The organism is Legionella sp. PATHC032, from assembly GCF_026191185.1.
Classification (GTDB): Bacteria; Pseudomonadota; Gammaproteobacteria; order Legionellales; family Legionellaceae; genus Legionella.
This window is the reverse complement of the sequence record NZ_JAPHOV010000001.1, coordinates 2,056,410-2,082,562: the sequence shown is the minus strand read 5'-3', so window position 1 is coordinate 2,082,562 and position 26,153 is coordinate 2,056,410. Positions and strand designations below refer to the sequence as shown.

Sequence of the window (26,153 nt, the reverse complement as noted above, 5' to 3'; positions counted from 1 at the left end):
AAGTGTTTACTTTATTAATTATAACTGATGGTAAAACTCATATAAGCTCCCAACCATTAGAATTAGTAGATCGTTCAATGAATTTGAATTACCAATTAATCGATTTTCATGATGATATAAATAATATTTTTCTTGATGAAAATGAGTGTTTTCTTATCTACCACACCATTAGTTCAGACAAATCAACCGATATAGCAAACAAGCTTGGCCAACAATATTTCACACTGCAATTTCCTTTTTGTGGTGAGAATATCCCGAAAGAAGTAAATAATCTCAATTTTCAAATGATTCTATATGTAATAGGCAGTAATATTAATGGCTTAACCATTCAAAAATTTACCAAATCAGATGATTTTGGAAAGCCTTATCCAAATAAGCAATTTCTTAACATGGCTATCCAGATAGGTGAAAAATGTTCAGTTATAGAAAAATTTTGCGATAAATTTATAGAGGAAAAACAAAAGCCGATACTATTAATTAATAGTAACGACTTAAATACAGGATATTATCAACAGATTAAGTGGTTTACAGAGAAGATAAATATGAAACTATCGGTCATTGGACAAACTACTATTGTTGATAGTCAGGACTATTTAATTCTAAATAATCAGAGCAATCTTCCTCAAGAAGATCAATTTAAAAAAAATCTCTATGGTCATCAAGTAAAGGCTTCTGTCAGTGACATTTCAGTCCCCAATTTGGGAATACATATGTGGCAATCTCAAAAATTCGAGAGCGTACATTTAGCGAAGGAGTTTATACAAAATGCCCCATATGGGTTTCCCCTTATGATTTCATTGGGTGGTGACAATGCAACGATAAGCCGTGTAGAAACACTTGAATCTGGTCTATCGATGCTAACTGAGTACTATGATGAACAATTCCCTATATCATTTTGCCCCCATACCTATGTTGATAAAAGGCGGAAGTTACTTCTGATTGAAAATACAATAATTGCTGTTTTGGAGAGTGAGCCTTACACAAACTGTAAGGAAACTCTATACGAAACTGTACAGTATATTCCAGGAAATGTATCTGAAATTACTGAACGTGAACAGCAAGCGATAGAATTTTTAGTGGAGAAGTTAGGATATAATGCCGGCTGGATGATTGAATATTTTATAGATGCCGAAAATGAAATATACATTATTAGTTTAAGTCATGGTTATGATCTGAGTGCTTTTATGAGCATCACATCAGAACCTATACTAATACATATAGTAAGTAAACTTCTTGAACAATACTTTAATAATAATCTTCAAACTGCTTTATTAAATAATATAAATCAGCTTAAAAACGGGCATCAGCGTTTTAACCTAATCGCCGCATACTATTTGGATATAGGTATAGAGCCAATTGATGGCAGTCTTGAAATAGCAAAGTTAACTTACTTAAACAGAAGTCATCTTGTCTCAAGGTGCGCTTTTGGAGAGAAAGCATTATCTCAAACTTTTAGAAATAAATATTCTTCAAAAAAAAAATTCCAACAAAGGGTATTGAAAAAACATCCAGAGGTAGTAATACCGACTGTTTACTTGTCAAATAAGATCAATTATACAGTAGGTACTATAGAGCGGCTCATATCAAATTGGTCATTCCCAATGGTACTAAAGCCCGATGAAGGGATCTCTTGTGATAAGTTATTTATTGATTTACGCTCACCACAAGCTATTTTAGACGCCCATCAACAGATCTTGTCAAGTCAATATAAAGGCTCACTACTTCAGCCAAAGTTAAATGGTAAGGAATACCGAGTTGTATTAGTGAATCAGAGTATTGTAGCAATTGCCAGGAAAAAGGCAGCACAACTTGTAGGAGATGGAAAATCTACTATTCGAGAATTAATTCAACAATACAACGATCGGTTTAAAAGCTATATCAATGAAGATTGTAATAATGTGGCTAATAATTTTTATATAAAATTGCAGGCTGATAAACCAGATTTTAGAACGATCCCCAATATTAAGATAGATGTTGAGTTAATCACATTTTTAGCCCACAAAGGGTTAACGCCTGAAAGTGTTTTATCAAAAAATGTCTTGCTTGAGTTGTTGCACGTCAATATTGAAGGTGCAACCTGGGAAAATGCATGGGGGAAGATAGAAGAGTGTTTTTTAGAAAAAATCAAGCAAGTACACATTGATTTTGGTTTAAAGATAAACGGGGCAGATGTATTAATAACAGATGATAATGAACTTAAAATTTTCGAATTTAATTGCTATCCTGCTATTATGTTCCATCATTTTATTTTACGAGGTAAGCCTGAGCCAGTCATACAATCGGTATATAATTATTTATTTAAAAGGCATTGATGGTAGAGATGGAGCGATACATGTCAGTTTACCCACCAACTCTTTTTTATGAGAATACTCGACAAGCGCTAAATACGAATATAATACACATATCTTCAGGATCTTGCTTATTACCAGTTCCATCTTCTTTTAGATATTTTGTAGATAATCATTATATTGAAAAACTCTCTGCCTTATTAAGTGACTATGGAGAAAGTGCCGGCCCTCTTGTTATACGCCAAAATATGGCAAGATTGGAAAACTTTCGAACGAATACAAACTACTATGATGAATCTAATGTTTTTATAACGTTAGGCACAACAGAGGCTATTGATGTTAGTTTATTGTTATTATCCCGCTCTTATCGTCGAGTATTTTGTTTTGTTCCACTTTATTATTCGGTTGGATCTTGCGCGCAATTATATCATCTGGAGCTAAATAGTTTATGTGCACTGGGTAAAAATGGGTGGGAAGTCGATATTAATCAGCTTGATAAACTTGATGCTCATAGCATTCTTTATTTAAATAGCCCCAATGCCATTTCAGGTTATCATATCTCTGGCCAAACGCTAAAACAGATATTTTCTTTAGTCAGGGAAAAAGGTTGTGTATGTATTTTTGATCAAATAATTAGAGACTTAACCTGGGAAACTGACTTTACACACCCACTCACTGTAGCGGCAGAGGCTGATATATTGGATCAAATATTCTTTTTTTATGGGCCTTCTAAAGATAAATCCATACCAGGAGCAAGAATAGGTTATTTATACTGCCCCCAACCTTTCGTAAAACAGGTTGCAACAATGTTAAATCTGCGATACTGGGCTCCGCCGTTGATGGTATCGGATCTCACACATTTAGATAGTATATTCAATTGCTTGCAGGCGGGGTTTTTAGGTTATATTGGTTTTGAAAAGGACAGGGATATTGATATTATTTCTTTATATGAGAGTTATTGTCGAGATTTGTATTCAAATATTAATATCATAAAAACAAATATGATTAAGATAGGTGCAAAACTTGCTCCTTATTTGTCATATTCTAATCAGCCATCTTCTGGCTATTCATTATTTTTTAAACTGTCTGATATTGATGGCATTGATCAGGCTGAGTTTACTAAACAACTTGAATTGGAGCATGGATTAAGAACAACATTAGGCCCTATGTTTGGTTTGACTCAGAAACAATGGGAAAAAAACTATGGATTATGGCTTAGGTTGAATGCGACATTACCCGATGCTAACCTTGAAGAAGGACTCAATAAACTTTTAGCAGTACTTGAAAGGTATCTATGAATCAAATGAATTGGCGATTTTTAGAAAACATATCTGAAGTAGTTACTTCGCCTTTTTATATATTAAATGAAACCTGTTTAGTTGATAATTATAAAAATCTATTAAGTGCTTTTAAGAAACACTATTCAAATACTTTGATTGCTTATGCATGCAAAGCCAATAATTGCCAATCAGTACTAAAAGCTCTTAGCGGTGCTGGAGCTTTAATTGAGGTTTCATCGTCATTAGAATACCAAGGTATCATCAATCTTGAGCATGATCCTGAAAAAATTATTTTTAATGGGCCATTAAAAACAGAAAATGATTGGCTTCTAATACAAAAAAATAGCAGTATAGCTAATATTGATTCAATAGATGAAATGGAGCAATTATATAGAATTGCTGGTTTGCATTCAAATAAAGACTTTAGAGTTGGGCTACGCTTAAGATTACCAACCAGTCGATTTGGTATACCAGTAGATGTTCATACATTTAATTCGTTTAAAGATTCATTGAGAAATTATCCAAATATTCAATACGTATCACTCCACGGCCATTCTAATTGCAAAACCGGGTCATTAATGCATTTTGCTAACTTAACAAAACTATTACTTAAAACAGCAGAAGAGTATTTTCCAGATACGATCCAAAGTATTAACTTAGGTGGCGGAATTTTGCATCCGGAGATTCCCGTAGGTAGCGTCAACGAGCCAATTCCTTCCTGGCATGATTATGCATTTCAAATATCGAATTTGATTAATGAAAGCCGCTGGGCTTATGAAACTCAGCCAATGCTTTATCTTGAACCAGGTGCTGGACTGGTTGCCAATGCAGTTCAAATGGTTACAAAAGTTATTAAGACCGAAAAATCAGGTAATAATTATAGAGTTACTGTTGATGCCAATGCTTTGCAGGTCAAACCAACCAGGCATAAATTCAATATGCCCTTAGAACTTGTAAAATCGCAGCAAGATGCTGAATATCATTCTGGATGCTTTACAGTTTATGGTCCTACGTGTTGGGAAGATGATATCCTATTGAGTGACGTCTCATCTGAAATTCCAAGAAAGGGGGATTATCTTATCATTAATCACGTTGGCGCTTACACTATTTCATTGATGCCTCATTTTATTATGGCAGCACCAGCAGTTATTTCCCTGGAAGATAATACATTCAAAATATTACATCCAAGACAAACTTTATTACACCCAACCAGCCATCTGTAGTAGCTCACAAATTTAATATAGCATTATCTGTTTTATGTACCATCGATTAGTTCTCAAAATAATCTATTAATCGTTATATTTTTTTTGCCATTTACTTGAAAAATAACTATGGTGAAATTTATTTTGTATCAATTGATCAATAATGTCTTGCGCCTGTTGTACGCGATTTTCATAACTGCCACTAATGATATGATATGGGCGGTTATTTGCTTCCAGCAGATTAATTGTTTGATTGAAAAATTCTTGTCTTTCAGACTGCATTTCCTCATAACGTACACAATCTTCTGTCCAAGTAATATCTGGTTTTGTTACAAGATATAAGTCGTAAGAACTTGTTAGTGCGAGATTTACAATTTCCAGAGGTGCAGGAGTTTTCATAATCCAACGATACCAAAGCGTTGTTAATAGTGGATCGGTATCAGAAAACAGGATGCGAACAGCATTCTTGCCTTGGATTGTTTCGAAGATTTGTTGTCCGTGGATAATGTGAAGAAAGTCATTATTAGTAAAATTCATTTTAGAGACATTTATTCCTCGTTCATATAATATAGGTTCTAAATATAATCTTGCATATTCTGGTACAAAAGTTGTTTCATAGTGACTTGAGAGTATTTTTGTGAGTGTGGTTTTTCCACTAGATTCAGGGCCAATAATTGCTACTTTAAGTAAAAAATCCGGTTTTACAAATGAGGCAAGGCTATCCCAATTTTCTTTAAGACTATTTCGTATTTCTGTTGCTGATATAGGATGGATTTCTCGTAATATCCCAATAGGAATATAAGTTGATCCCAAATTTTTTGCCAGCTGGAAACCATATAGTTCCCCAGCAAAAACATAATCTGTACGGTAACTAATGGTTTGATAGATGACATCTTTCCATGTTTGCCAAAAACCGGGCAAGTTAGGATCTTGCGGCATGGGTGAAAATAAACAAACGACTTCAGCATAAGGGTATTTTTTTTGTAACCAGGCAACTCTTTGTTCACCTGGAATATAATTGTCGCCAAAAGCTCCATCATTAACATTATCTACGATGATATGCAGTTTATCTACAAATTGATATGCGAAAGAGATCAGCATTTCATGCCCTTTGTGAGGCGGCATAAATTTTCCAAGTACTAATCCAGTTTTCATTTAGTTATTCTCATGTAAATGTTGAGTATTAGCTTGTTGATATTTATTCATGGCCAATTTTTCCTGACAATAAGCAATATATTTAATTAATAGATTGATATCAGCAGGAGGGCAACAAACATTGCTATTTATCAGTGATTTTTTAGTATTGGTTTGTACGATATTTATATTGGTTATCTGAAATAAATCCAGAGGATTATATTCAATATGATTCCTATCTATAAGTTGTCTGCTAACAGACATATAAGTAGCCAAATACCTTTTGTTATTTTTAAAATTTGCAACCAGTTGTTCTCTCCATTGAACTAATGGAATTGTCTTGATATTCGGGAAATGTTGCGACAGGGCTTGTTGAATCAGCGCCAATGAAAAATTGGTATCATTAATAATGTGAAAGAAACCAGATTGTTCATTTTGAGAAATATAGAGCATTGCATTTACAGCATAATCAATAGGCGTTGGGTTAAGATAATATTCCTTATTTTTTGAAATAATGGGGAAGCATTGACTCAAGATCGTTGCTTCAAGAAAATGTATCAATAGATCATTCTGGCTTGAGTGGCCATTAACACTATTGCCAGTGATTAGTCCTAAACGAAAAATATTTATTGGGATTTGTGATGAATATTGGCTAACTAAATATTCTGCTGCCCATTTTGTCTGGGCATAACCACCATAAATCTCGGCGAATTGATTTAAGTGGTTTTCCTCATAACTCTGACCAGCATTTTGATTTGTGGAGAGCAATACTGATAATGTTGATGTATAGTGTAATTTTTTTCTTTTATTGGTTAGACAAAAACGAAGTATGTTGGCGGTAGCTAGAACATTATCTGAATACAATACGTCAAATGGTGATGTCATATTTACCGCTGCGGCCAAATGAAAAACTTCATCTACTCTTTCAGTCAGTGAAAACCAGTCATTTTTATCCAAACCAAAATAGTCCTGTGATAGATCCACAGATAGAATTTCAAGGGATTCCAAATCATCATGTGAAATGAATAGCCCGTTTTTTTTCATTTGCATCATAACACGATGTTTTGCATTTGAATGAGAGGTTGATCTGACAAGACATATTATTTTAAATTTTGAAAGCAGTAAGCGGGAGAGTAGATAGGAACCAATAAAACCAGTACAACCAGTAATCAGAATTGTTTTTTCGTTTTCTATTTTGTTCTTGATATACGCTTTTTTATTTATCCGACAAATAAATTGGTCAATTACATGTTTTTCTTTATCAGCTATTGATATTAATTGTTTTCCTTTCATTACAAAAACATCTGCAGGATTATCATGATTTTTTAATAACCATTGACTTAATAATCGGATAGTTGAAAGTTTTTCGATTGCACCTAATGGAAGTTTAATATTATGCTTTTCGCATTTAGTGATCATTTCTATAGCTGTTAATGAATCTCCCCCTAAATCATTAAAAAAATGGCTGTCCAGGCTTGGGAGTTTTTTTAACTTTAATGTTGACTTCCATATAAATTGAAGTGTCTTTTCTGTCGCGTTTAGTTTTTCGCTATTATCCTTTTCTACTAATTGACAATAATCGTTTTCCATCTTTTTCAAATACCTAAGATGAGCATCAGGATCAATCTTGCCATTTGCATTAGTAAACAGTTGAGTAAGCTGATAGCATTTAGAAGGAATCATCCAATCGGGTAATGAGTCTTTTAACTGATTAAGAATTGAATCGGATTCTATTGACTGTTTGCATTCAATAAATGCTATTAATTGTGTTGTTTTACTTCCTCTTTTAAATGGAATAACCAGGCTATTGGTTACCTTGGTAATTTTTTTTAATGCCTGTTCAATTTCCTCCAGACAAACCAGTTGTCCTCGTATTTTAAGTTGTCTATCTTTTCTCCCCAGAATAGCAATTTGATTATTTTTATATCTCCTAACAAGATCACCCGTTTTAAAATAGCGTTTTCCTTGTATAAAAATAAATTTTCTATCAGTTAGCTCTGGATCATCCATATATCCTACTGCAAGGCCTGGTGAAGAAATCAGCAATTCTCCTGCCGCCTCGCCTTTTAGTGGATTTAAGTCATCATCAATGATCAAATATTCATTAGGTGAAATGGGATCACCTATGTAGGCTTGATCCGAATTTGGTGAACATATTGCCATGCTGGTACAGATGGTTGCTTCAGTAGGTCCATAAACATTGATGAGTTTACAACGGCTACTAAAGGCTTTAATTGTCTTAATGGGGCAAGTTTCTCCACCAATTATTAATGTTTTAACTGACGAGGGAAGTGTTTTGGGATCAAGTCTAGCCAACAATGAGGGGGGAATATCCAAGTGGGTAATTTGTTTTTTTGCAATGGTTTCATAAATTCTACTGGCTAATAATAAACTTTTGTTAGATGAAATAACCAGGCATGCACCTGATAACAGAGTTGTACCAATATCAGAGATTGATGCATCAAATTGCGGCGATAATAAAAAAAGAGTTCTGCTTGTCGCATTTAAATCGAATAATTGAATTTGTTGTTCCAGGACATTAACCAGGCTAGTATGAGGTACCATAACCCCCTTGGGTTTTCCAGTGCTGCCTGAGGTGAAAAATATTGAGGCTAATTTTTCAGTATATGTTCTAATTGTAGAATGAATAAGCTGAATTCCATCGGTATTTATCAATGCGTTGGGTTTGGCAATATCCAAAATGTGTTGACGCCTAAGCTCAGGGAGCTCTGGTATGATAGGAAGCAATACACAATCCATTCTCCATAAAGCTAGTAAAGTAATAATATACTCAATGGACTTATCTAAAGTGACTGCCGCAATGAAGCCGGGAATAATTCCTGACTCTTTAAGTTTAATGATATGGTTGTTTACAGCTTGGTTTAATTCGTTGTAAGTGATGGTCAAGTTATCCCCATATTCAATCGCAGTATGATTAGGATACTTTGATGAAATAGTGTGAAACTTTTGACTAAATATATTCATAATTTGAATATTCTGTATTGAAGACAAACGGATAATATGAGTTAGTATTAGCAGCTTTTGCTATACCTGTCAAAGAACATTCTCTGCTACAAAATTGCATAAGAACCAATAGTGTGCTATTCGTAAATATATATCAATTTGTGCATAGGAATTGTGATGCTTGCTGTGCGTAAAGAAGAAAAAGGACTATGTTTTCGGAAGATCCCAGAACCTCAACTGTTATCCAGCACAGATGTCATTATTAAAGTAAAGATAGCAGGTCTATGCCGTACAGATCAATACGCTGCACAAGGTAAATTAAAATTAAAATTACCAATCACATTGGGACATGAGTTCTCAGGTATAATAGAGGCAAAAGGTTCTGATGTTAGAAGATTTGAAATAGGTGATAGAGTATCTTGCTTCCCTATTATAAGAGGCTCTAATGGTAAAAATTTATTCATGGGGGTAGATTATGATGGAGCCTTTGCCGAGTATGTCCGTGTTACAGCAGAACAAGTTTATCCAATCCCTGATTCCCTATCATTTAGGCACGGAGCATACTTAGAACCTGTAGCAGCCAGTTTAGCGCCTCTCACTCTCGCTTTGGATAAATCGGCAGTAGGTGGAATATGGGGTAATAATCGTATAGCTATGCTTACGTTAAGAATATTAGAATGTTTAGGCTATCGTAATATTATTGTTATTGATTCTGATAATGTGGCACCTTTGAATAACTATTTTGACTATCTTATTGAAACAGACTTAACTAATGAGTCGATAGGCGCAATGGTTCGTACCTTGAAACCCAAAGGCAAACTAATTTTAAAAAGCCGGCCTTCTAATAACATATCATTTCCTGTGAGGCAGATCGTACAAAAGGAAATTCAATTATTAGGTGCTCATTATGGTGAGTTTAAAACAGCTATCGATTTATTGGCTAATAAACACTTATATGTGGATGATTTGTTTGGTGATAATTTTCCTTTATCTCATGCAATAATTTTGCTTTCTGAAATATCAGCACCCGGAGAATCCAAAAAAATATTCTTTACTGTTAACGATTAAACTTTAAATGCTTGGGACAAATAGTGAAAAATACCTGGTATGAAAATTTCTTTGATGACATTTATGTTGATTATCAAGTCGAGAGGACGAACATAAAAGAAATTTGTGACTATTTACTCAATCAATTTGAAGTGGAACCAGGGGCATTAATATTTGAACAATGTTGCGGAATAGCTGATATTTCGCGAGCACTGGCACAAAGGGGATATCAAATAATTGGCATTGATCTTTCTACAGATTGTATAGAGCGGGCTTGTCAACTTGCTAAACCCGTTTCATCATACTGTTCGTATCGACGAGCTGATGCTTTACAGTTTATTACCAACCAGCCTGTTGATGCTGCTTTTAATTGGTATACAAGTTTTGGCTATACAGACAACGATCATATTAATTGTCAAATGATTAAAAATGCTTATGCATCTCTCAAAGACGGTGGTGTCTATGTCCTCGATTATACTAATCCAGCTTATATATTACAAAATTTCAATCCTTATTTAGAGGTTAAATTAAAAGGCAGACCTGGGAAAATTGTTAAAGAAGTAGAGATTGATATGGAAAGAGGTATGATTGTAACGTATTGGCATTATGATTTTCCAGATTTGGGTGATTCTAAAATTACCAAGTTTGGTGAGTCTAAAATTTATTTTCCCTCTATGCTTAAAGAGATGTTTTTACAAACCGGATTTACTGATATTAAACTGCACGGCAGTATAAATGGCGAAGGAGTAACCAAAGATAGCCCACGAAATATTATTGTTGGAAGAAAATAAAAGACTTTTTAGGAAAATTTAAAGATTTTGTAAGAACTTTTAACTAATACAAATTTAAATTTTGAGCTCTTATGTTAATTTAAAACGTTTCATTAACAAATAACTGGTTATAATTAACATGACAACGGGTTCTGCAGCAACTTTTTGGTTGAAATCCATATTCTTAATCGACTCAAAATAATTTTTAACTTTAGGTTGTGATAGATAAGGTAATGATTGGAAAGCTAGGTCGTTGACACAATCTAAAATAAAATCAATTCCTTTGGGGGTCATTAAAAAAAGTGGAGGTGCTAGCAGTGGTTGTTTTTTTCGATAGAGCGTACTGGGAGGGATAAATTTTTTTACAGCCTGTCTTAAGGCATATTTTTCTAACCCATGTCTGAAATTGTATTCGGCGGGCATGGAGCTAACTAAATCAAATAATTTATGATCAAGAAATGGTACTCGACCTTCAACCCCATGAGCCATTTCGGTTCCATCACCAAGTGTACGCAATATATACCCAGCTAAGGCAAACTTACTCCAAAGATAGGTTGATTTTTGTAAAGGTGTAAAATTAGCAATGGGATTTATGATTTCATTTGAAAAAATTTGATTGAGTATACTTGTCATCCTATCCTGTTTGTTCATGAGGGCACTAATCTTCATCCCAATTGATGCTTTTGCCCTAACAAATGTAGGAATCATACCAATTTTATTTTGAATAATACTCAGATCAATATCTTGTTCATCGCTAAAATGAATCCCTCTGGTAATCGTATTAATGGTTTCTTTTTTAAAATTCTCTGGATCAAAGTCACAAGCCAAATGATTATAACCGTAAAACAACTCATCTGATCCTTCACCAGATAAAACTATTTCAAAGCCTTGCTGTTTGATTTTCTGATTAAGAATATATTTTGCACTCAGATGATTATTTATAGCGGTGCCTTCTGAGTAGAATATTGCGTCTTCGAGAACACTCAACATATGTTCAACAGTAATACTTACAACCTGGATATCGACACCTATGTGATCAGCTACTGCTTTTGCCTGTTCTGTTTCATCATAGAGTGGATTATCAAAAGATAATGTAAAACAAGGTAAAGTATTTCCTACATACTGATTTGCTAATGAGGCAATTGCAGAAGAATCTAAACCTCCACTAAGATGACAACATATTTTCTTTTCACCACTTCGTAGTCTTTGCTGAATTGAGTCTTTTAATTCATTTAAAATTAAGGAGGTATAATCCTCAAATGAAGGTCTTTCCATTTGGTTGTTATGGTAGTTGATATCCCAGTAGGTGTGTTTAATCAATTTGTAGCCATCATAAACAAGTAATTTACCGGGCTCTAGCTGTTTGATACCTGAAAACAATGTTTGATCTGCAGATAGATATTGAAAACTAAAACTTTGTTCAAGAGATTGGAGGTCCCACTTGATTGCGACACCAGCCGCGAATATGGCTTTAGCTTCAGAGGCGCAGTAGAAAACTCCATCTTTAAGATAATAACACATTGGTTTTATCCCAAACCTGTCTCTAGCAATAATTATTTTATTTGCAATCATGTCATAGATGATGATGGCAAACTCACCACGAAGGTAATTCACAAAGTCTAAACCATATGCATGATAAAGATGTAGAACTAATTCACTGTCTGAATTGGTCTTAAAATTATAGCCTAAAGAGATAAGGTGAGTTTTAAGTGGTGTATAATCGTACAACTCCCCATTAACAGATATGACAATCTTATTGTCAACCATCGGTTGGTCACCGTTGATTTTATCATTAATACTGAGCCTATGATGGCCAAGTGCAACGCGACCTGTTTTTGACTGCCATATTTTATATCCATCTGGTCCACGGTGAGCCAAGGCCTTTGTTGCTTGTACGATTTGTTCAGGGTCAATAGCTTTATGACTGAATATCCCTATTACTCCACACATTCATATTTTCTCATTTAACCAGTTATTAGTAGTTTAGTTATTTTAGTGGCATGGTTCAAATTAAGGTTTTGTAATTAGAAATTGGCTTCGCTTGAAGTGCACAAAATTAATCGAACTGGTTTTTAATTAATCAATTTTAATCTATTAAAGCCTGAAGTTGGTACAGAAAAGTGTTTAAAAATTTCTGCCAAAGCTAAATTGAGCAAGTCAAATTTGTATTTAATATGTTTTATTCTATTATCTATCATGGGAGTTTTTGAGTTTGCTTTAAGCTCACAGTTCTTTTCAAAATGAAAACTCTTTTTTTTTCAATAGGATGTATCAGCTCAAGTCAAATTTAATTCAACTTAGATAACAAGGAGTTAGTTACATGAAATATATATTTCTTTTTATAGGCTTAATTGTTGCCGGTATCAATCCAGTTTTAGCAAGCGTGCTTCCCAGTTCAAAAGATGCTCAGCTTTGTACCAATGCTTATAATAAACTTTGGCATATTTTTGACAGTGTGAAGGCTGATCATCGTGGTGATCCAGCAGCCCAAGCGGCTATATTCAATGTAGAATTTCCCAAAGTACTTGCCGAAGATTTTTCTTTAACCATTAATAACTTACCTGTTGAGCCCAATAGTTCTGAAACAATTACTGTGAATGTGCAAGGACTTCCTCAAGTGATTTCCGTGGCTGCAGAGCAAATTACGTCATGGGGACAACACCATATCGCTGGTCCTTTCAGTTTTAAACTCCTCTCTGAATCAGTACCATACAAAACACGAGTTTATCTTATGACAACCAGAGATATCGATTACACAAACTCTCCGGAAAACAATGGTTGCGCCGCCTTCCTGGCTCAAAAAAATATGGTTTGCACTGTTAAAAATACTGGACCTACGACTAGAAAAGCGATGCTTAACAGTATGAACTCTCATGTTGTAACGACTTATGTTATGTCTCCTCCAAATTGTAGTCTATGGATAGCTCCTCCGGTTGAAGATTTTCCTACCGAAGCATAGTTTACTGCAATGAAATGAGTTCTCTGCCTTATAAGTCACTTATTCAATTCCCCCAAACTGCTAGTGAATCTAGTGTTTTGGGGTATTCAATAGGATAAGAAAGGTGCCGACAAAAGCAGGTTTTAACACTCTTGCAGACCCTGATGCCGCTTGCTTTTTATTGAATCGATGCGACTACGTCACAGCATTTGCTTGTTATTCAGGATGTCATTAGATTTTTTGGATTACAGTAGATGGATTCAAAAAAAAACATGTTGATCAAATTTGACTCCTTATGTATCCTTGGCTCATTTTAATGTGCTGTTTGATATTATGAAACCCAATTTGTTTTATTTTGTATTGACGCAAATTTTAGCTGAATCTCCAAATTTTAAATTATTAGATGAGATTTCACCTGTCCATGATATCACCTTAAAGGATAAGAAGTATTATCGTTTAGAATTGCCCTTGACTAATATTGCTGCAGAAGGTTTAAGACTTCATGATGCGCATATTAGTCTTTATGAGAAGATAGATCCTCATAATCCAACTTTGGGACATTCGCATTTTACTGCGATTTTCCATGATCCAAATGGTCAAACATATCGAATGCATTTGTTTTTGAATCGTTTCGATGCTCTGGCATGTCCTGCTACCTGGGAGTTATTGGATGATGATGAGCGCTATGTAAAAGTTTCTCCACCAGAAAATCTGGATTATTTCATTCATTCTGTATGGCAACTAGGCTTGCCTTGTTTGCAACTGTTGCGAAAAAAACAAAAGGAAATAGAGGCTAAATTGCTTGTTGATTACCACAGATTAAACGAAGAAACGTCTTTACTCAGCAGAGATTTGGATAAAAATAGACCGATTTATCTAGAAAAGCTTAATGAATTAATTAAGACAGTTAAATCATTGAGTCAAATTTCTGAAAATAACCATTGGTCCAGAGAAGCTCTGTATTTGATGAAAACACACAAGTACTTATCCTCTATGCCAGAACCAACTTTTGAATCAATCGAAATGAGTGATGAAGCTCAAAACAAAGATGGTCAAGGCGAAGTCGCTGCTTTACCCTCAAAACAAACGTCTGAGCATCCCAAAATTAGTAGAGACAATATCGGGCTTGCGCAATGTACCTTATTTTCCAAATCAGCCAAAGCCAAACAGTCTGAGGTTGTTAAAATGGAGCGCGACATTAACAAGATAAAAGAATTGTTTGCTCAAGTATTAAAAACAGAAGATAAAAAAATTAAAGCAGTACTTTTAATTGATCTGCATTGGAAAATAAAAGATATTAATTTAGAAACGGAAGAGTTACTGACAAAAGAGCAAATAAGAATCCTAAATGACATCGAAGGCCGTGCAAATAAAGAAGCCAAATCGCTCCTGGAAAGAGCTTTGTTTGCTGAAGAGTTTGAATACGCTCAAACCCTGTCTCCCTATTATCATTTGATTAATAATGATATGTTGGTTCTTGCTCTTACCCAGAGAAAAGCTGATCTTTTAAGCTTTTTAGTGACTAAAGTAGGTTTGCCTATCAATAGTTATCCAATTAAAGCGAAAGCGCAAACGTATTCTAATGCCGTTGAATATTGCTTCTCAGAACACAGTGAGTCGCTGGTGGATTGCTTTAGCCTGTTAATAAGAAACGGAGCTAGTTTGATGCAACCTTTTGGCTTACATAAATTACCTCTTGCTCATCTTCTTTTGTCTGAAATCCCCAAGCATCCCTTGTATGCCGCTTTAGAACAAAACAAAAGCTTAACTCTCAGTAACAAACAATTTTATGCTCATTTAATTAATGCCTTAAAATCACGCTTGTTATCTGGTGATATTGAAGGCGAACAGAAAAAAGCCCTGGAAGAATCCATTGTTCGATACGAGCACTTAAAGGCTAATGTAAAAAACTCCTCTTCACTTCTGAGCCCTCAAAATCAGGCACTGGCTGATGAAATTAGCGATATTGCTAAAAAACTATTGTCTGACGCTGTGGCTGAAGCAATTGAGAATGATGAGGAAATATCAAGAGAAAAGGCCTCGGCTGATAAGGAATATAAAGAGTTAGTTCGTAAAATGAAGGTTTTTTATCATAAAACCGGAAAGAATTTTGCTTTTCAGTCCTTAATTAATTCAGCGAATCAGGAATTGAAGAAAGAATTATTAGAAATTGACTTTAATATCGACATTAGCTTTATCGAGCTTAAAAAATCCATATTGGAAAATTTAAGCAACGAAAGATTAATGCTCAGTTATTGTAGTGAGTTAATAGACGTTCAGACAACAATCATACAAATATCGCAAGGAGCCGGGAGAAAGAATAAAAACTTAAAAAAACTCAACGCGCGACATGCTGAGCTGATCGAACTGCTCACAGATTTAAGCCAAAATACACCTCAATCTATGATAAAAGAAGCAAATGAATTTCAAGATTCTTTTAGTCAGCTTCAAGAATTATTGAATGGCTTGAATCAATTGGAAGGCTCTTTTAGCTTACTGGCTGGGATATTAAATCAATTCAGTGAGGGCTCTACATCCGAATCAGAATCTTTTGATATTAAGCTATAGGAGAATTGGCATACCAGTGCTCTGAAAATTGCATACAACAATCCTGCTTTTGTTTTGATAACAAGATTATTTTCACGAAGCGTGTTGTCTTAGCAAGTGTCGTCTTTGGCTGGATTTATGTGCTCAAGTGACGCATTTTTTTTATTAAAATCAATAAAATAGATGGAGCGATCAGTAAAGTGTTCTTGATCAAAAACACGCCAGGTAATGCTACACTTTTTCTGATTCGTTTCAATCACATAATAGCTGTTTAAATTATCTTTGCTACGTGAACACAGTAATGAGCCGGCATGCAGCGCCAAGCAGGAGTAGCCATTATTTTTAGCTATTAAACTTAAATGAGCATAGTGTAGATGACCAGTACAGACCAAATGAATGGTGCTTTGCTTTAAAAAACTTAAAAGCGTTTCTGCATTCGTTAATGGCTTATGTAATCCCTCCATATAATCAAAATTGTGATGAAAAAAGAGCAAGTTTAATTTTTCATCATCCGGTTTAAAATATCTTTTAATCCTGTTCAATGTTTCATGAGATAGTTTTCCATCCTTTAATTGCAAGGGATTGACACTATTAACTCCCAAAATTCGTACAAAATCGTTTTCAAAGGTGGTGGTTATATCTGGATTAATGTAACGTTTGTAATGGCGAAAAGGGGATATAAAACGCGCTAGAAAATTATAAAGAGGAATATCATGATTACCTGGAACAGTAAGTGCTTTAACTGGCAATTGATTTATAAATGAGCAAAACTCCCGGTATTGATACGAGAGCCCACGTTGAGTCAGGTCTCCTGAAATAAGAATGATGTCTGGTTTATTGAGGGAGATTTCCCGAAGAAATGTATTTAAAACCTTAGGTTGATGCATGCCAAAATGCAAATCAGAAATATGGATAATTTTCATGTTTTTTTAGTCAGTATTTTCAGTGATTTAGGTAAAATTTTATAATAAAGAGGGGGAGTTATAGCCAGTGTATCTCCATCTAAAGAGATGCTAATTTTATTTTTATGAAGAACATCGACCTCCAGAGGTAATCGTGTCTGCATTATTTCAAAATGATCCTTATCCATTAAGAAATCAATGAAAAATTTGAATAAATGCAATTTGCTGCGTTTGTAATAGTAAATACCCAACAGCTCTTTTTGAAAACTTTCCCGAGTGAATTTGAGAGGAAATTCATAGGTATAGCAATTGTTGCTCACCATAAAAAAAGAAGTACGTATTGATATATCAAGTTCCTTATTTTTTATTATTAAAGCATAAGAGGGGTGGTATAACAAAGCCTGGATAAAGCTGGGAATATAGGTAAGCCATTTATTATAAAAATTTGTATAATAATCACGATTTTTTGCCAATTTGGAATAAAAGCCGACTGAAGAATTATTAATAAAGATATGGCCATTGACTTCTGCTACGTCAATCGTGGTCGTGATTTTTTCCTGGATTGCTGTAATTAATTCCTCAGTTGTTGACGGTAAATTTAGCTCTTTGGAAAAATGATTCATAGTTCCTAAAGGAAGCACGCCAAGAACAACAGAAGTATTGGTACACCATTGCGCAGCACTCCGAACAGTACCGTCTCCACCCCCGATTAATAGCAAAGGGTATTTGGAGCAACAATGCTGAATATTGTTTTCCAATTGTTGAGGGTCTGCTTCGTATAATTGATAATCAATGTCATGCGCTCTGAGTTCGGATAAATAATCTTCCATTCGGTGTGCATTTTTAGCTCGATTATTGATAATAACCGCAATGTCTGTCATGAAGCTCCCCAATGTCCTGGTTACTTAAAGTTTAGGTTACATTCAAAAATTATAGTAAGACAGCATGGGATCCCGTCAGACATTTTAATTTTGTTAACTTGTGTAGGCATGAAAGACAGATTTTTTTGAGAGTTCAATTAGTTAAATAAAATAAAAGTCTACACTTCTATTTTATAGGGACATTAAAGTTAATTAAGGATAATAACGTGAATTTTGATAAATTATATCAGCATAAGGTATGTACTGCGGAAGATGCAGTTAGCCTGATTCCCCAAACGGCAGTGATTTCAATGGGGATGAGAGTGGCAACTCCCCCTGCTTTATGTCAAGCCTTATCCCAACGAGCAAAAGCAGGTGATTTAAAAGAAGTAAAAGTTTATTATCTTCGGTGTGGCGATGTTGCTTTGCGGACTATTTTTCAAGAAGATGTACTTCATATTATCAAGCCTTATTCATCCATGATGTCTAAAGGAGAGGTTTTGCTGGCCCAGCGCGGTTATGAAAAAGGTAAAAAATATATAAATTTTGTACCAATTAGCTTTAGTCGGTATCCTGAAACTATTAAATCAATTACAAGACTGGACGCATTTATTGTTACCATTGCGCCAATGGATCAATATGGTTTTTTCAATTTTGGTACGAATGGTGATTATGCAATTGAACTGGCGCGTTATGCTGATCGACTGATTGTTGAGGTTAACGAGAACATGCCCAGAACAGCTGGTTCTACTTTAGTACATGTCAGTGAAGTAGATGCCATTGTTGAAAATACAACTTCTTTAATTGAAGAACCTTCAAAGCCAGTAAGCGAATTAGATAATCAAATTGGTCAATATATTGCTTCTTTAATACCTGATGGTGCAACCATTCAAATGGGAATAGGCGGGGTGCCAAATGCCGTATGCGAGCAATTAATCAGCCATAAAAATCTTGGTATTCATACTGAAGTTATGACAGCAGGGATGATCGATTTAATTAAGCAAGGTGTCGTTACGAATACCCATAAAACATTGAACCCGTATGTGAATGTGTTTACATTTGCTATTGGTGACAGGCCGCTTTATGATTTCATTAATAATAATCTATCCATGGTGTGTCTGCCTGTTTCCTATGTTAATGAACCCACGATTATTGGCAAGAATCACATGATGACTTCGATTAATGCCTTTATTGAAATTGATTTTAGTGGGCAAGTGAATGCTGAATTTATCGGCCATCAGTTCTCAGGCGTAGGAGGGCAGCTTGATTTTATTCGTGGTGTGCATTATTCACCAGGTGGAAAAACCATTATTGCAAGTAGTTCGACAGCAAAAAATGGTACAGTGTCAAGAATTGTACCTAGATTGGCTACTGTTGCTACTGATACACGTCTAGATATTGATTATGTAGTTACTGAATATGGGGTAGCCCAATTAAAAGGACGCTCTACGACTGAAAGAACACATCAGTTGATTAAACTTGCTCATCCTGCGTTTCGTGATGAATTAATACATCAAGCCAAACAACAGGGTTTTATTTAAGGATAATTACCATGGACTTATCAACCTCTCCAGCCATTTTATTTACTCCTGCCAATAAGCCTGAGCTTTTTGATAAGGCTTTAGCGACTGGGGCTGACAGTCTTATTTTAGAACTTGAAGATGCGGTCCCTCCAGAGGAGAAAGAGCAGGCGAGGTGTAATGTTTTGCATTTTTTATCAAGCAAAAATTTTGCTAATGTGCCCATTATCATTCGTATTAATCATATCACAAGTGACTATGGGTTTTCTGACTTACTGGCCTTGAAGCAATCTAATGTTTCTTTTGATGCCATTTTATATCCTAAGGCTGAAAGTCCAGATGAATTAAAGCTTATTTACGACATTCTTCATCTTGAAGCTAAAAAAATTAAATTATTTGCCTTAATTGAAACAGGAAAAGGGATGAGCCAACTGAGGTCAATTGTTACTAATTCTCCTGTTTCCGGCATTTTCTTTGGTGCTGCTGATTTTGCAGCCGATCTTGCGTGTCATTTGAGTTGGGATTCTCTGTTATTTGCTCGCGCGCAGATTATACAAGCAGCCAGCTTGACTAAAATAGCTGCTATCGATTCGCCATTTTTTGATTTTTCTGATGAGGAAGGGCTTATTGATGAAACTATCAAAGTAAAAGAACTTGGATTTAAGGGAAAAATGGCTATTCATCCTAAACAAATAGCGCCTATAAAACAAAGTTTTGCTCCTACTGCTGAGCAGATCGATAGAGCAAAAAATATTGTGGCTTGCTTCGAACAAGCGAAAGGAAAAGCCTGCCAGTATAATGGAAAAATGATTGACACTCCTGTTTACAAGCATGCGCAGCAGGTACTTAAATTGGCAGAGAATATAAAAGGAAAAAGTCATGAATAATCAAAGTTATGTATCAGTTGGAAATAATCGTATAAGAGAGGATTTTGGTTTTTACTTTGAGGATTTCACTATTGGTCAAATCATAGAGCACCGACCAGGTCGAACAATTACGCAAAATGACAATATCTGGTTTACTTTGTTGACTATGAATACCGCTCAGTTGCATTTTGATTCTCATTATGCAGAACAAACAGAATGGAAAAAACCTATAGTGGACAGTACTTTTACCTTGGCTATTATAACAGGCATGACGGTTAATACTATTTCTAAAAAAGTTGTAGCGAATCTTGAATGGGATAAAGTTAAATTATTAAAGCCAGTTTTTGAGGGTGATACCATTTATGCTGAAACTGAAATTAAAGCCAAACGTGAATCAAAATCAAGACCCACTCAAGGTGTTATCACTGTAGAAACAAGAGGTATGAATCAGCATAAAGAAGTGTTTATGTCTTTTGAGCGTACGGTGTTGGTTTATAAACGGGGTGGTGCTCCTGATTATTCTATTTAAATTGATTCGTAGGAAATCAGCAAATACTGCAAATACACGACTTCCGAGAGTGGCTGAACAATAATCAATTTGTCTTATAAAAAACAAGCCCATTCTTCAAACTATCGATGTCATTTCACCCTGATTTGTGGAGTATGATGACCATGAAACCAAATGACTTGTCCGTAGTCTAATTTGATTAGAATTTTAGTTGTCCACCTTTTTCTTTTTGCATTTCAGCGTCTGGATCTTTGGGAACACTCTCCTTAAGTGCCAGATTTCTCTCAATTGTAATGAGTTTTTTCTGGTCATCATAAGCTTTTATTAAATCTCCTAACTCATAATCATAGGTCGCTTTAATATTTTTTACTGGCGATGAAAAACCAGCCGCTACCTTTGCTGCCAAATCGATTGACTCTTTGGTTTGTCCTGGTTGTATTATTACTCTCGGTTGCTCTCCAAATAGCCATTTTGAGAATATATTTGGAGTATAAACCTGGATAGTAGCTTGTGCGGATGTTTGCTTATCCGTTAACGTTATTGTTCCCTTATATCCAGTGAAATAACTTAACCACGATTTTGGCTGATCTACAGTTGCTTGAACATGATCACCTATTCCTGGGAAAATGTTATTGATGTTTACATCCGTTGAATGCAAGAATGAATCCAGCTTTTTAAAAGTGGAGTCTTTATTGAGAGTGGTTGAAACAAGTTCATATCCCGGGCTGGTTTTAACGAAATTCAACTCAAAGGGCTTTGCTTTAATTTCACTATATATTTTCTCTAAAAATTGGACATCAAAATCTCCACCATTATTAGTCCCTCTCAGATTTCTTTTAAGTCCATCCAGAGTCATTTTATTTTTCTCAGGTATACTTGGGTTATGCAAATCAGTATTAAGCATTATGGTTTGAAATGCTAAAACATAGGCAGCATCCGCATTGGAAACTACATCAGGATTTTGCTTGGAATAGGCTTCACTAAAGCTTTGAACTAACCGGTCAATTTTTTGAGCTTCTCCAGGTAATTTAAATGCTTTTAAAAAGGTTCTTAAACCTTCGACAAAACTCTGTCCATTGAAGTCCATATCACTGGTAAAAGCTTTTAATACCTGTTGATTTTCTGCCTCTGGACCACTCAAATAATCGCCAACTGCCTCTAAATCCAAATTTTTTCTTTGTTGATGAAAGAACTCGGCAATCTCTTCATTGGGAGAAATTTTATATTGTTCACATATTTCTTTTATTTTGTTTATCCCATTTTTTGGCTTGGCATTGAATGCCTCAATAATCTCTCTTTGGGCTTTTTCAATTTCTGGATGCATAATCTGCTCCTTTAGTCTGATGAACCGCTGGATTCCTTTTAATTGCGGTCAGCAATGATCTTATTATAGTCTAATTGAGCTAAAACAAATTAATGATCAAAAAATACTACCTCCTTGCAAGAAAGGATAATCTACAATTTTGATGTGTATTTTCCTGCCATTTCATTCTGCATGTATTAAGATGCCAAATACCAGTTTTAACAGCTCCACTGAAAATCCCACTCATTACAAAAACGTCGCAGAGTGCTGTATAAGTTCTATACTAATTAATATAGAATCAGATTGAAGATAAATGGCTATGGAAGACGAGTCCAAAGTCAAAAAGGGGTTAAAAGAAGAAAAAGAGCAACTTAATCAAAAGTGGCTTGAGAATTTATTGGATAACCCACGCTGGGGGCCGTCCGTGGTTAAGTTGGCCATGGCAAGAAAAAAAGAAAATCGGAATCAACGTGGTGAGGCATTTAATTGTTTTGTGCTGAGTAGACCACAAAATGCATTTGAGGAAGATGAATACCGGAAGTTCCTGGATAAGTTAAAAAATAACATTAAAGATTTTAGCGGAACGACCCGATTTCAAGTCGCTCTTTTTACTGCGGACAACCACCATTGGACAGCGTTTGATTTTTTTATCGTAGATGGAAAACTCCATGTTTTTTGTTTAGATGCCGCTAATGATAGTGCAGGAGATGCCGCGCTTGATGAAATCATGAGCCGATTTCCTGATTGCGATGCTTACCGGTTAGAGCCTGATAGAGATCCAAAAGCGAAGGATTCAAAACATTTTCGTTTGATTCAAACTGACCGGGAAAATTGCTCACGAATGACCATTGAACATATTTTGCTGTTGTCAAAAAAGAAATTTTTATTTCATGAACATTTTGTCAACTACAAACTGGTTAATGGGGTGAAGCTGATTAACCCTGACACATTATTCAGGCAATCTCCAGATCTGTATCGCATGACTCAAATCGATTCTATTCTGGACAGCCTTATGATTACATCACCAAAAGAGGCGCAACGATTAGTCAGTAAGAAAGGTTTGAATGCAGAGCAGTATAGGGACTTGCGTGGACATACATCAGGTAAACAATCCAAATCATCAAAAAATACAACCATCGATTACAAGAGACAGAATGTGGAGAAAAATCTTTTAACTTTTTTAGCCGAGAGTGAGAAGAAGCATTTAGAAAATATTCTCGAGAACTCAGAAAAACAATGGTCTGAGTTTTTAGAGATGTCTCAGACAGAACGTATACAATTTTTATTGGGCAATATCAGAGAGAAACCATTTAAAGAAATTGTTGAGAACATTCTAAGTAAAGGCATAAAAGACAGGATGGAATATAAAAAATACATTGAAAGCGATGTGATTAGAAAAAGCTCTTTTACTCTGTTCAGAGGGATTGATAAGCATTTTGAAATCAAGAAAATCAAAACAGAAATTCATGAACTGGAAAAGGTTTTGAAAATAGTAAATCAATTATCTAATGGCATAAGTGCTGATGAAGTATTATTACATTTACAAAAACAAAAATTACCTCTTGCGGTAAAAGGAGAAATGGAGAGTGCAAGAGAAATTTATACGACAGTAGACAGGGAAAAATCCAATCTCCAGTCTCATAAAATAAACTAGTTTCAGATTATGTGTTTTGATTCTTAAAAACCGATTAAGGTATTGATGTGGTGTAGAAATATATTCAGTGAGATGTTCTTGGTTAGAAAAAAGTATGTATCAGATTAAGTCAAAATTGACACATATAATAATTCACATGGAGCTATGTGCGAATCCGCGCTGACTTGTTCTTTCACATGTCTCTATCGGAGTGCGACAAGTAAATAAATAGAATTAACATTTGACACATAAGGTTTTAATTGTTAAATTTGGGCAAATTAAGATCATAATGAGAATTAAATTCCATTAATATAGTTCATCCACTTAGCTATGGGAAATCTAGCCATGAAACTAGAACTAAATTTTTTGCAAAAACCAACAATGGAAATAATCGCTGAACTACAAAAACTAAAAGATTCCGGAATTACCCATCTTGATTTGAGTGGGAATGAGTTTGATAAAAGGACGGGTACTGAATTGGCTGCAATATTGAGTGCCCTCAAAAATTCTGGAGTTACTCATCTTGATTTAAGTTTAAATAATTTGGATAAAAAGACAGCAACAGATTTGGTTGTTATGCTGAGCGCTCTTAAAGGTTCTGGAATCACCCATCTTGATCTAAGCGGGAATGACTTTGGAGAAAAATCTGGGGCTGAATTGGTTGAAATTCTGAATGCAATCAAAGGTTCTGGAGTCACATCACTTAGTTTGGCTGAGAATGACCTTGGGATGAAGACGGAATCGGAGTTGTTCGATATACTGAGTACTCTCAAGGATTCTGGCGTTACTCATCTTGATTTGTATGGCAATAAACTTGGTGAAAGGAAGGGGCCTGAGTTATCAATTATGTTGAGTGCTCTTAAAGACTCTGGGATCACCTATCTTGATTTGAGTTGGAATAACTTTGGAAAAATGGCAAAAACCGATCTGTTTGTTATGTTGAAAGCAGTGAATCATACAGGAATTACTCATCTTAATTTAAGCCACAATTTCCTTGGCACTAAAAGCGGGAAAGAGTTAGCTGAATTATTTAAGCAAATCGAGGGTAAATTAACCATTAATATTGCGGAAAATAAGTTGGAAAAGTGCGGTTGCAGTGCCAAAGAGTTTGCTCGATTACTATTTGATACTAGTCATCATTATGTTTTGGGAAGCAGTGAATATGACAAAGCGGTATCAGAAGAGTTTAATCGACTTAAGAAGCAGCACTTAGGAGCTTTGTTATTTGCTGGCAAAAAACTGGCAGAGAAAAAAGAAAGCTTTTTCTATTATGAGGGGGGGAGACGTGATGTAATGTCATTAATCTCTGCCAAGATGTCCTCAACTGAATTAGTTTTGACTTAATTTGACACAACTACATCCCGTAAGACTCCAGCAAGTTGCTGTTATAAATTAAGTCAAACTTTTGGGTTTTGACATGGTTAAATAGGCGTTCTGTAAAAAATCATCTAAAAATTGATGTTGTGCAGGTAAGCCATCATATAGCTTGACCAGGTTTGATGTTATTTTTTCAAATTTCTCGATATCCTTTTTATCAATTTTCTGGCCTTTGGAAGCTAATTTTTCTTCTATGTGTTCTTGGTTTTTTCCCCAAAAATCGTTATATTTTTGATATATCAAGTTTGCTTTTTTTGTCAAATTAGCGATCTCATCAGCCAGGTTTTGGAGAATTTTTATATTCGACTTTAAATGTTTACATATGTCTTTATCTAAATATTCTTCCTCTGTTTCGTCAAGCCAATTTTTGAATGATTGCATTCTGTGAAAATGAGTCTGACATTGCTTTAATGCATCATTTGCTGCATTCCATTCTGATTCAAGATTTATATCGTTCTTGTTTTTAGTCTTTTTTCGTTTTGAATATAAGCTATTCAAATTATTTTGGGCTCTTTCCAGATCATATTCAGCGAATCGCAGAGCGTCAGTGATGTTTTTATACAATTCACCGTCTTTTGCGAAATGGCCTTTATTCGCTTCTAAAATTGCTACAAGAAATTTGATATCCCGACTTAAATACTTTGTTAAAACAGCAGGTGTATGAAGTTCTTCATCATATGAAGAAGCAATATTCTGGTTAACAGGGTTATTATCGTATTTTTCTAAAATTGCTATGAAAGATGTAGCAGTATATTTTTCACGTTTAAAAAACATTTCAAGATCCTCAGGCTAATTATATTTCTAATTATTATTATTTTAATCAAATGATCTTAATAATTTCTTAACGTTTAGCTCGAATTTGCGACATGGAAGATTATTTCATTGAAATAGATGAGCGCGTTACATACGATGTAAGTTATATGTCGTCAGGGATATGAGTTTTGTATTTTTCGCAAACAATTTGGTAACTTCAGTCTCTCTATGTTTTATCCTTCCTTGCTTTTGGGCAAACAA

Annotated in this window: 19 protein-coding genes; 12 read left to right on the top strand and 7 right to left on the bottom strand. The window is 34.9% G+C overall.

Annotated features, from left to right (window positions below):
- Positions 1–2: 2 nt before the first annotated feature.
- Genes OQJ02_RS09350 through OQJ02_RS09340 form a run of 3 tightly spaced genes read left to right on the top strand, consistent with a single transcriptional unit; the run spans position 3 to position 4,791 of the window.
- The gene (locus tag OQJ02_RS09350; RefSeq protein WP_265718911.1) at positions 3–2,312 is read left to right on the top strand and encodes a hypothetical protein; all 2,310 of its coding nucleotides are present in this window, start codon (positions 3–5) and stop codon (positions 2,310–2,312) included.
- A gap of 20 nt (positions 2,313–2,332) precedes the next feature.
- A complete protein-coding gene (locus tag OQJ02_RS09345; protein WP_265718910.1) occupies positions 2,333–3,586 on the top strand; it encodes a pyridoxal phosphate-dependent aminotransferase in 1,254 nt (417 codons plus the stop codon).
- Positions 3,583–4,791: a hypothetical protein gene (locus tag OQJ02_RS09340; RefSeq protein WP_265718909.1), complete on the top strand. Its 1,209-nt coding sequence runs from the start codon at positions 3,583–3,585 to the stop codon at positions 4,789–4,791. Before OQJ02_RS09345 ends, OQJ02_RS09340 begins: the two co-directional genes overlap by 4 nt.
- 66 nt (positions 4,792–4,857) lie before the next feature.
- On the opposite strand, the gene OQJ02_RS09335 is transcribed toward OQJ02_RS09340, so the two are convergent.
- Both OQJ02_RS09335 and OQJ02_RS09330 read right to left on the bottom strand, forming a co-directional pair.
- The gene (locus OQJ02_RS09335; protein WP_265718908.1) at positions 4,858–5,925 is read right to left on the bottom strand and encodes an AAA family ATPase; all 1,068 of its coding nucleotides are present in this window, start codon (positions 5,923–5,925) and stop codon (positions 4,858–4,860) included.
- Entirely contained in the window at positions 5,926–8,889 is a 2,964-nt protein-coding gene (locus tag OQJ02_RS09330; RefSeq protein ID WP_265718907.1) for a thioester reductase domain-containing protein, read from the bottom strand.
- Positions 8,890–9,045: 156 nt separating this feature from the next.
- Between OQJ02_RS09330 and OQJ02_RS09325 the strand changes: the two genes are divergently transcribed.
- Together OQJ02_RS09325 and OQJ02_RS09320 are read left to right on the top strand one after the other, a co-directional pair.
- Positions 9,046–9,936, top strand: coding sequence for a zinc-dependent alcohol dehydrogenase (locus OQJ02_RS09325; protein ID WP_106225475.1), 891 nt, complete (start codon positions 9,046–9,048; stop codon positions 9,934–9,936).
- A 23-nt stretch (positions 9,937–9,959) separates the two neighbouring features.
- Positions 9,960–10,706: a class I SAM-dependent methyltransferase gene (locus tag OQJ02_RS09320; protein WP_265718906.1), complete on the top strand. Its 747-nt coding sequence runs from the start codon at positions 9,960–9,962 to the stop codon at positions 10,704–10,706.
- Between the two features lie 69 nt (positions 10,707–10,775).
- Here OQJ02_RS09320 and asnB read toward each other — a convergent pair whose 3' ends face one another.
- The gene (gene asnB, locus OQJ02_RS09315; protein ID WP_265718905.1) at positions 10,776–12,635 is read right to left on the bottom strand and encodes an asparagine synthase (glutamine-hydrolyzing); all 1,860 of its coding nucleotides are present in this window, start codon (positions 12,633–12,635) and stop codon (positions 10,776–10,778) included.
- A gap of 370 nt (positions 12,636–13,005) precedes the next feature.
- On the opposite strand from asnB, the gene OQJ02_RS09310 reads away from it, so the two are divergent.
- Together OQJ02_RS09310 and OQJ02_RS09305 are read left to right on the top strand one after the other, a co-directional pair.
- The gene (locus OQJ02_RS09310) at positions 13,006–13,644 is read left to right on the top strand and encodes a hypothetical protein (protein WP_265718904.1); all 639 of its coding nucleotides are present in this window, start codon (positions 13,006–13,008) and stop codon (positions 13,642–13,644) included.
- Between the two features lie 264 nt (positions 13,645–13,908).
- Entirely contained in the window at positions 13,909–16,191 is a 2,283-nt protein-coding gene (locus OQJ02_RS09305; RefSeq protein ID WP_265718903.1) for a hypothetical protein, read from the top strand.
- 89 nt (positions 16,192–16,280) lie between these two features.
- Here the strand turns inward: OQJ02_RS09305 and OQJ02_RS09300 are convergent, their stop codons facing one another.
- Complete coding sequence (locus tag OQJ02_RS09300) at positions 16,281–17,093, bottom strand: metallophosphoesterase family protein (protein WP_265718902.1); 813 nt, start codon at positions 17,091–17,093, stop codon at positions 16,281–16,283.
- On the bottom strand, positions 17,090–17,953 hold the full coding sequence (locus tag OQJ02_RS09295) for a diacylglycerol/lipid kinase family protein (protein WP_265718901.1): 864 nt from the start codon (positions 17,951–17,953) through the stop codon (positions 17,090–17,092). The genes OQJ02_RS09300 and OQJ02_RS09295 overlap by 4 nt, the downstream gene beginning before the upstream one ends.
- A gap of 206 nt (positions 17,954–18,159) precedes the next feature.
- Here OQJ02_RS09295 and OQJ02_RS09290 point away from each other — a divergent pair, with 206 nt between their 5' ends.
- From OQJ02_RS09290 to OQJ02_RS09280, 3 genes are read left to right on the top strand one after another with little or no spacing between them, the layout of a single operon-like run.
- Positions 18,160–19,473 carry an acetyl-CoA hydrolase/transferase family protein gene (locus OQJ02_RS09290; RefSeq protein WP_265718900.1) on the top strand — a complete coding sequence of 438 codons (1,314 nt, stop codon included), beginning with the start codon at positions 18,160–18,162 and terminating at the stop codon, positions 19,471–19,473.
- An 11-nt stretch (positions 19,474–19,484) separates the two neighbouring features.
- Positions 19,485–20,339: an HpcH/HpaI aldolase/citrate lyase family protein gene (locus tag OQJ02_RS09285; RefSeq protein WP_265718899.1), complete on the top strand. Its 855-nt coding sequence runs from the start codon at positions 19,485–19,487 to the stop codon at positions 20,337–20,339.
- Entirely contained in the window at positions 20,332–20,847 is a 516-nt protein-coding gene (locus tag OQJ02_RS09280) for a MaoC/PaaZ C-terminal domain-containing protein (RefSeq protein WP_027228580.1), read from the top strand. The genes OQJ02_RS09285 and OQJ02_RS09280 overlap by 8 nt, the downstream gene beginning before the upstream one ends.
- Positions 20,848–21,025: 178 nt before the next feature.
- Here OQJ02_RS09280 and ralF read toward each other — a convergent pair whose 3' ends face one another.
- Entirely contained in the window at positions 21,026–22,150 is a 1,125-nt protein-coding gene (gene ralF, locus OQJ02_RS09275; RefSeq protein WP_265718898.1) for a T4SS guanine nucleotide exchange effector RalF, read from the bottom strand.
- Positions 22,151–22,442: 292 nt separating this feature from the next.
- Here ralF and OQJ02_RS09270 point away from each other — a divergent pair, with 292 nt between their 5' ends.
- Positions 22,443–23,783, top strand: a complete 1,341-nt coding sequence (locus OQJ02_RS09270; protein WP_265718897.1) for a hypothetical protein — start codon at positions 22,443–22,445, stop codon at positions 23,781–23,783.
- 309 nt (positions 23,784–24,092) lie between these two features.
- Positions 24,093–25,106 carry a hypothetical protein gene (locus tag OQJ02_RS09265; RefSeq protein WP_265718896.1) on the top strand — a complete coding sequence of 338 codons (1,014 nt, stop codon included), beginning with the start codon at positions 24,093–24,095 and terminating at the stop codon, positions 25,104–25,106.
- A gap of 48 nt (positions 25,107–25,154) precedes the next feature.
- Here OQJ02_RS09265 and OQJ02_RS09260 read toward each other — a convergent pair whose 3' ends face one another.
- Positions 25,155–25,913 (bottom strand): hypothetical protein, encoded by a 759-nt coding sequence (locus tag OQJ02_RS09260; protein WP_265718895.1) that lies wholly within the window; start codon positions 25,911–25,913, stop codon positions 25,155–25,157.
- Positions 25,914–26,153 lie beyond the last annotated feature (240 nt).

Excerpts from the sequence above, each read along its gene's own strand:
- OQJ02_RS09345 (WP_265718910.1), top strand. The coding sequence starts at position 2,333 with ATGTCAGTTTACCCACCAACTCTTTTTTATGAGAATACTCGACAAGCG.
- OQJ02_RS09340 (WP_265718909.1), top strand. The coding sequence starts at position 3,583 with ATGAATCAAATGAATTGGCGATTTTTAGAAAACATATCTGAAGTAGTT.
- OQJ02_RS09335 (WP_265718908.1), bottom strand. The coding sequence starts at position 5,925 with ATGAAAACTGGATTAGTACTTGGAAAATTTATGCCGCCTCACAAAGGG.
- OQJ02_RS09330 (WP_265718907.1), bottom strand. The coding sequence starts at position 8,889 with ATGAATATATTTAGTCAAAAGTTTCACACTATTTCATCAAAGTATCCT.
- OQJ02_RS09325 (WP_106225475.1), top strand. The coding sequence starts at position 9,046 with ATGCTTGCTGTGCGTAAAGAAGAAAAAGGACTATGTTTTCGGAAGATC.
- asnB (WP_265718905.1), bottom strand. The coding sequence starts at position 12,635 with ATGTGTGGAGTAATAGGGATATTCAGTCATAAAGCTATTGACCCTGAA.
- OQJ02_RS09310 (WP_265718904.1), top strand. The coding sequence starts at position 13,006 with ATGAAATATATATTTCTTTTTATAGGCTTAATTGTTGCCGGTATCAAT.
- OQJ02_RS09300 (WP_265718902.1), bottom strand. The coding sequence starts at position 17,093 with ATGAAAATTATCCATATTTCTGATTTGCATTTTGGCATGCATCAACCT.
- OQJ02_RS09295 (WP_265718901.1), bottom strand. The coding sequence starts at position 17,953 with ATGACAGACATTGCGGTTATTATCAATAATCGAGCTAAAAATGCACAC.
- OQJ02_RS09285 (WP_265718899.1), top strand. The coding sequence starts at position 19,485 with ATGGACTTATCAACCTCTCCAGCCATTTTATTTACTCCTGCCAATAAG.
- OQJ02_RS09280 (WP_027228580.1), top strand. The coding sequence starts at position 20,332 with ATGAATAATCAAAGTTATGTATCAGTTGGAAATAATCGTATAAGAGAG.
- ralF (WP_265718898.1), bottom strand. The coding sequence starts at position 22,150 with ATGCATCCAGAAATTGAAAAAGCCCAAAGAGAGATTATTGAGGCATTC.
- OQJ02_RS09270 (WP_265718897.1), top strand. The coding sequence starts at position 22,443 with ATGGCTATGGAAGACGAGTCCAAAGTCAAAAAGGGGTTAAAAGAAGAA.
- OQJ02_RS09265 (WP_265718896.1), top strand. The coding sequence starts at position 24,093 with ATGGGAAATCTAGCCATGAAACTAGAACTAAATTTTTTGCAAAAACCA.
- OQJ02_RS09260 (WP_265718895.1), bottom strand. The coding sequence starts at position 25,913 with ATGTTTTTTAAACGTGAAAAATATACTGCTACATCTTTCATAGCAATT.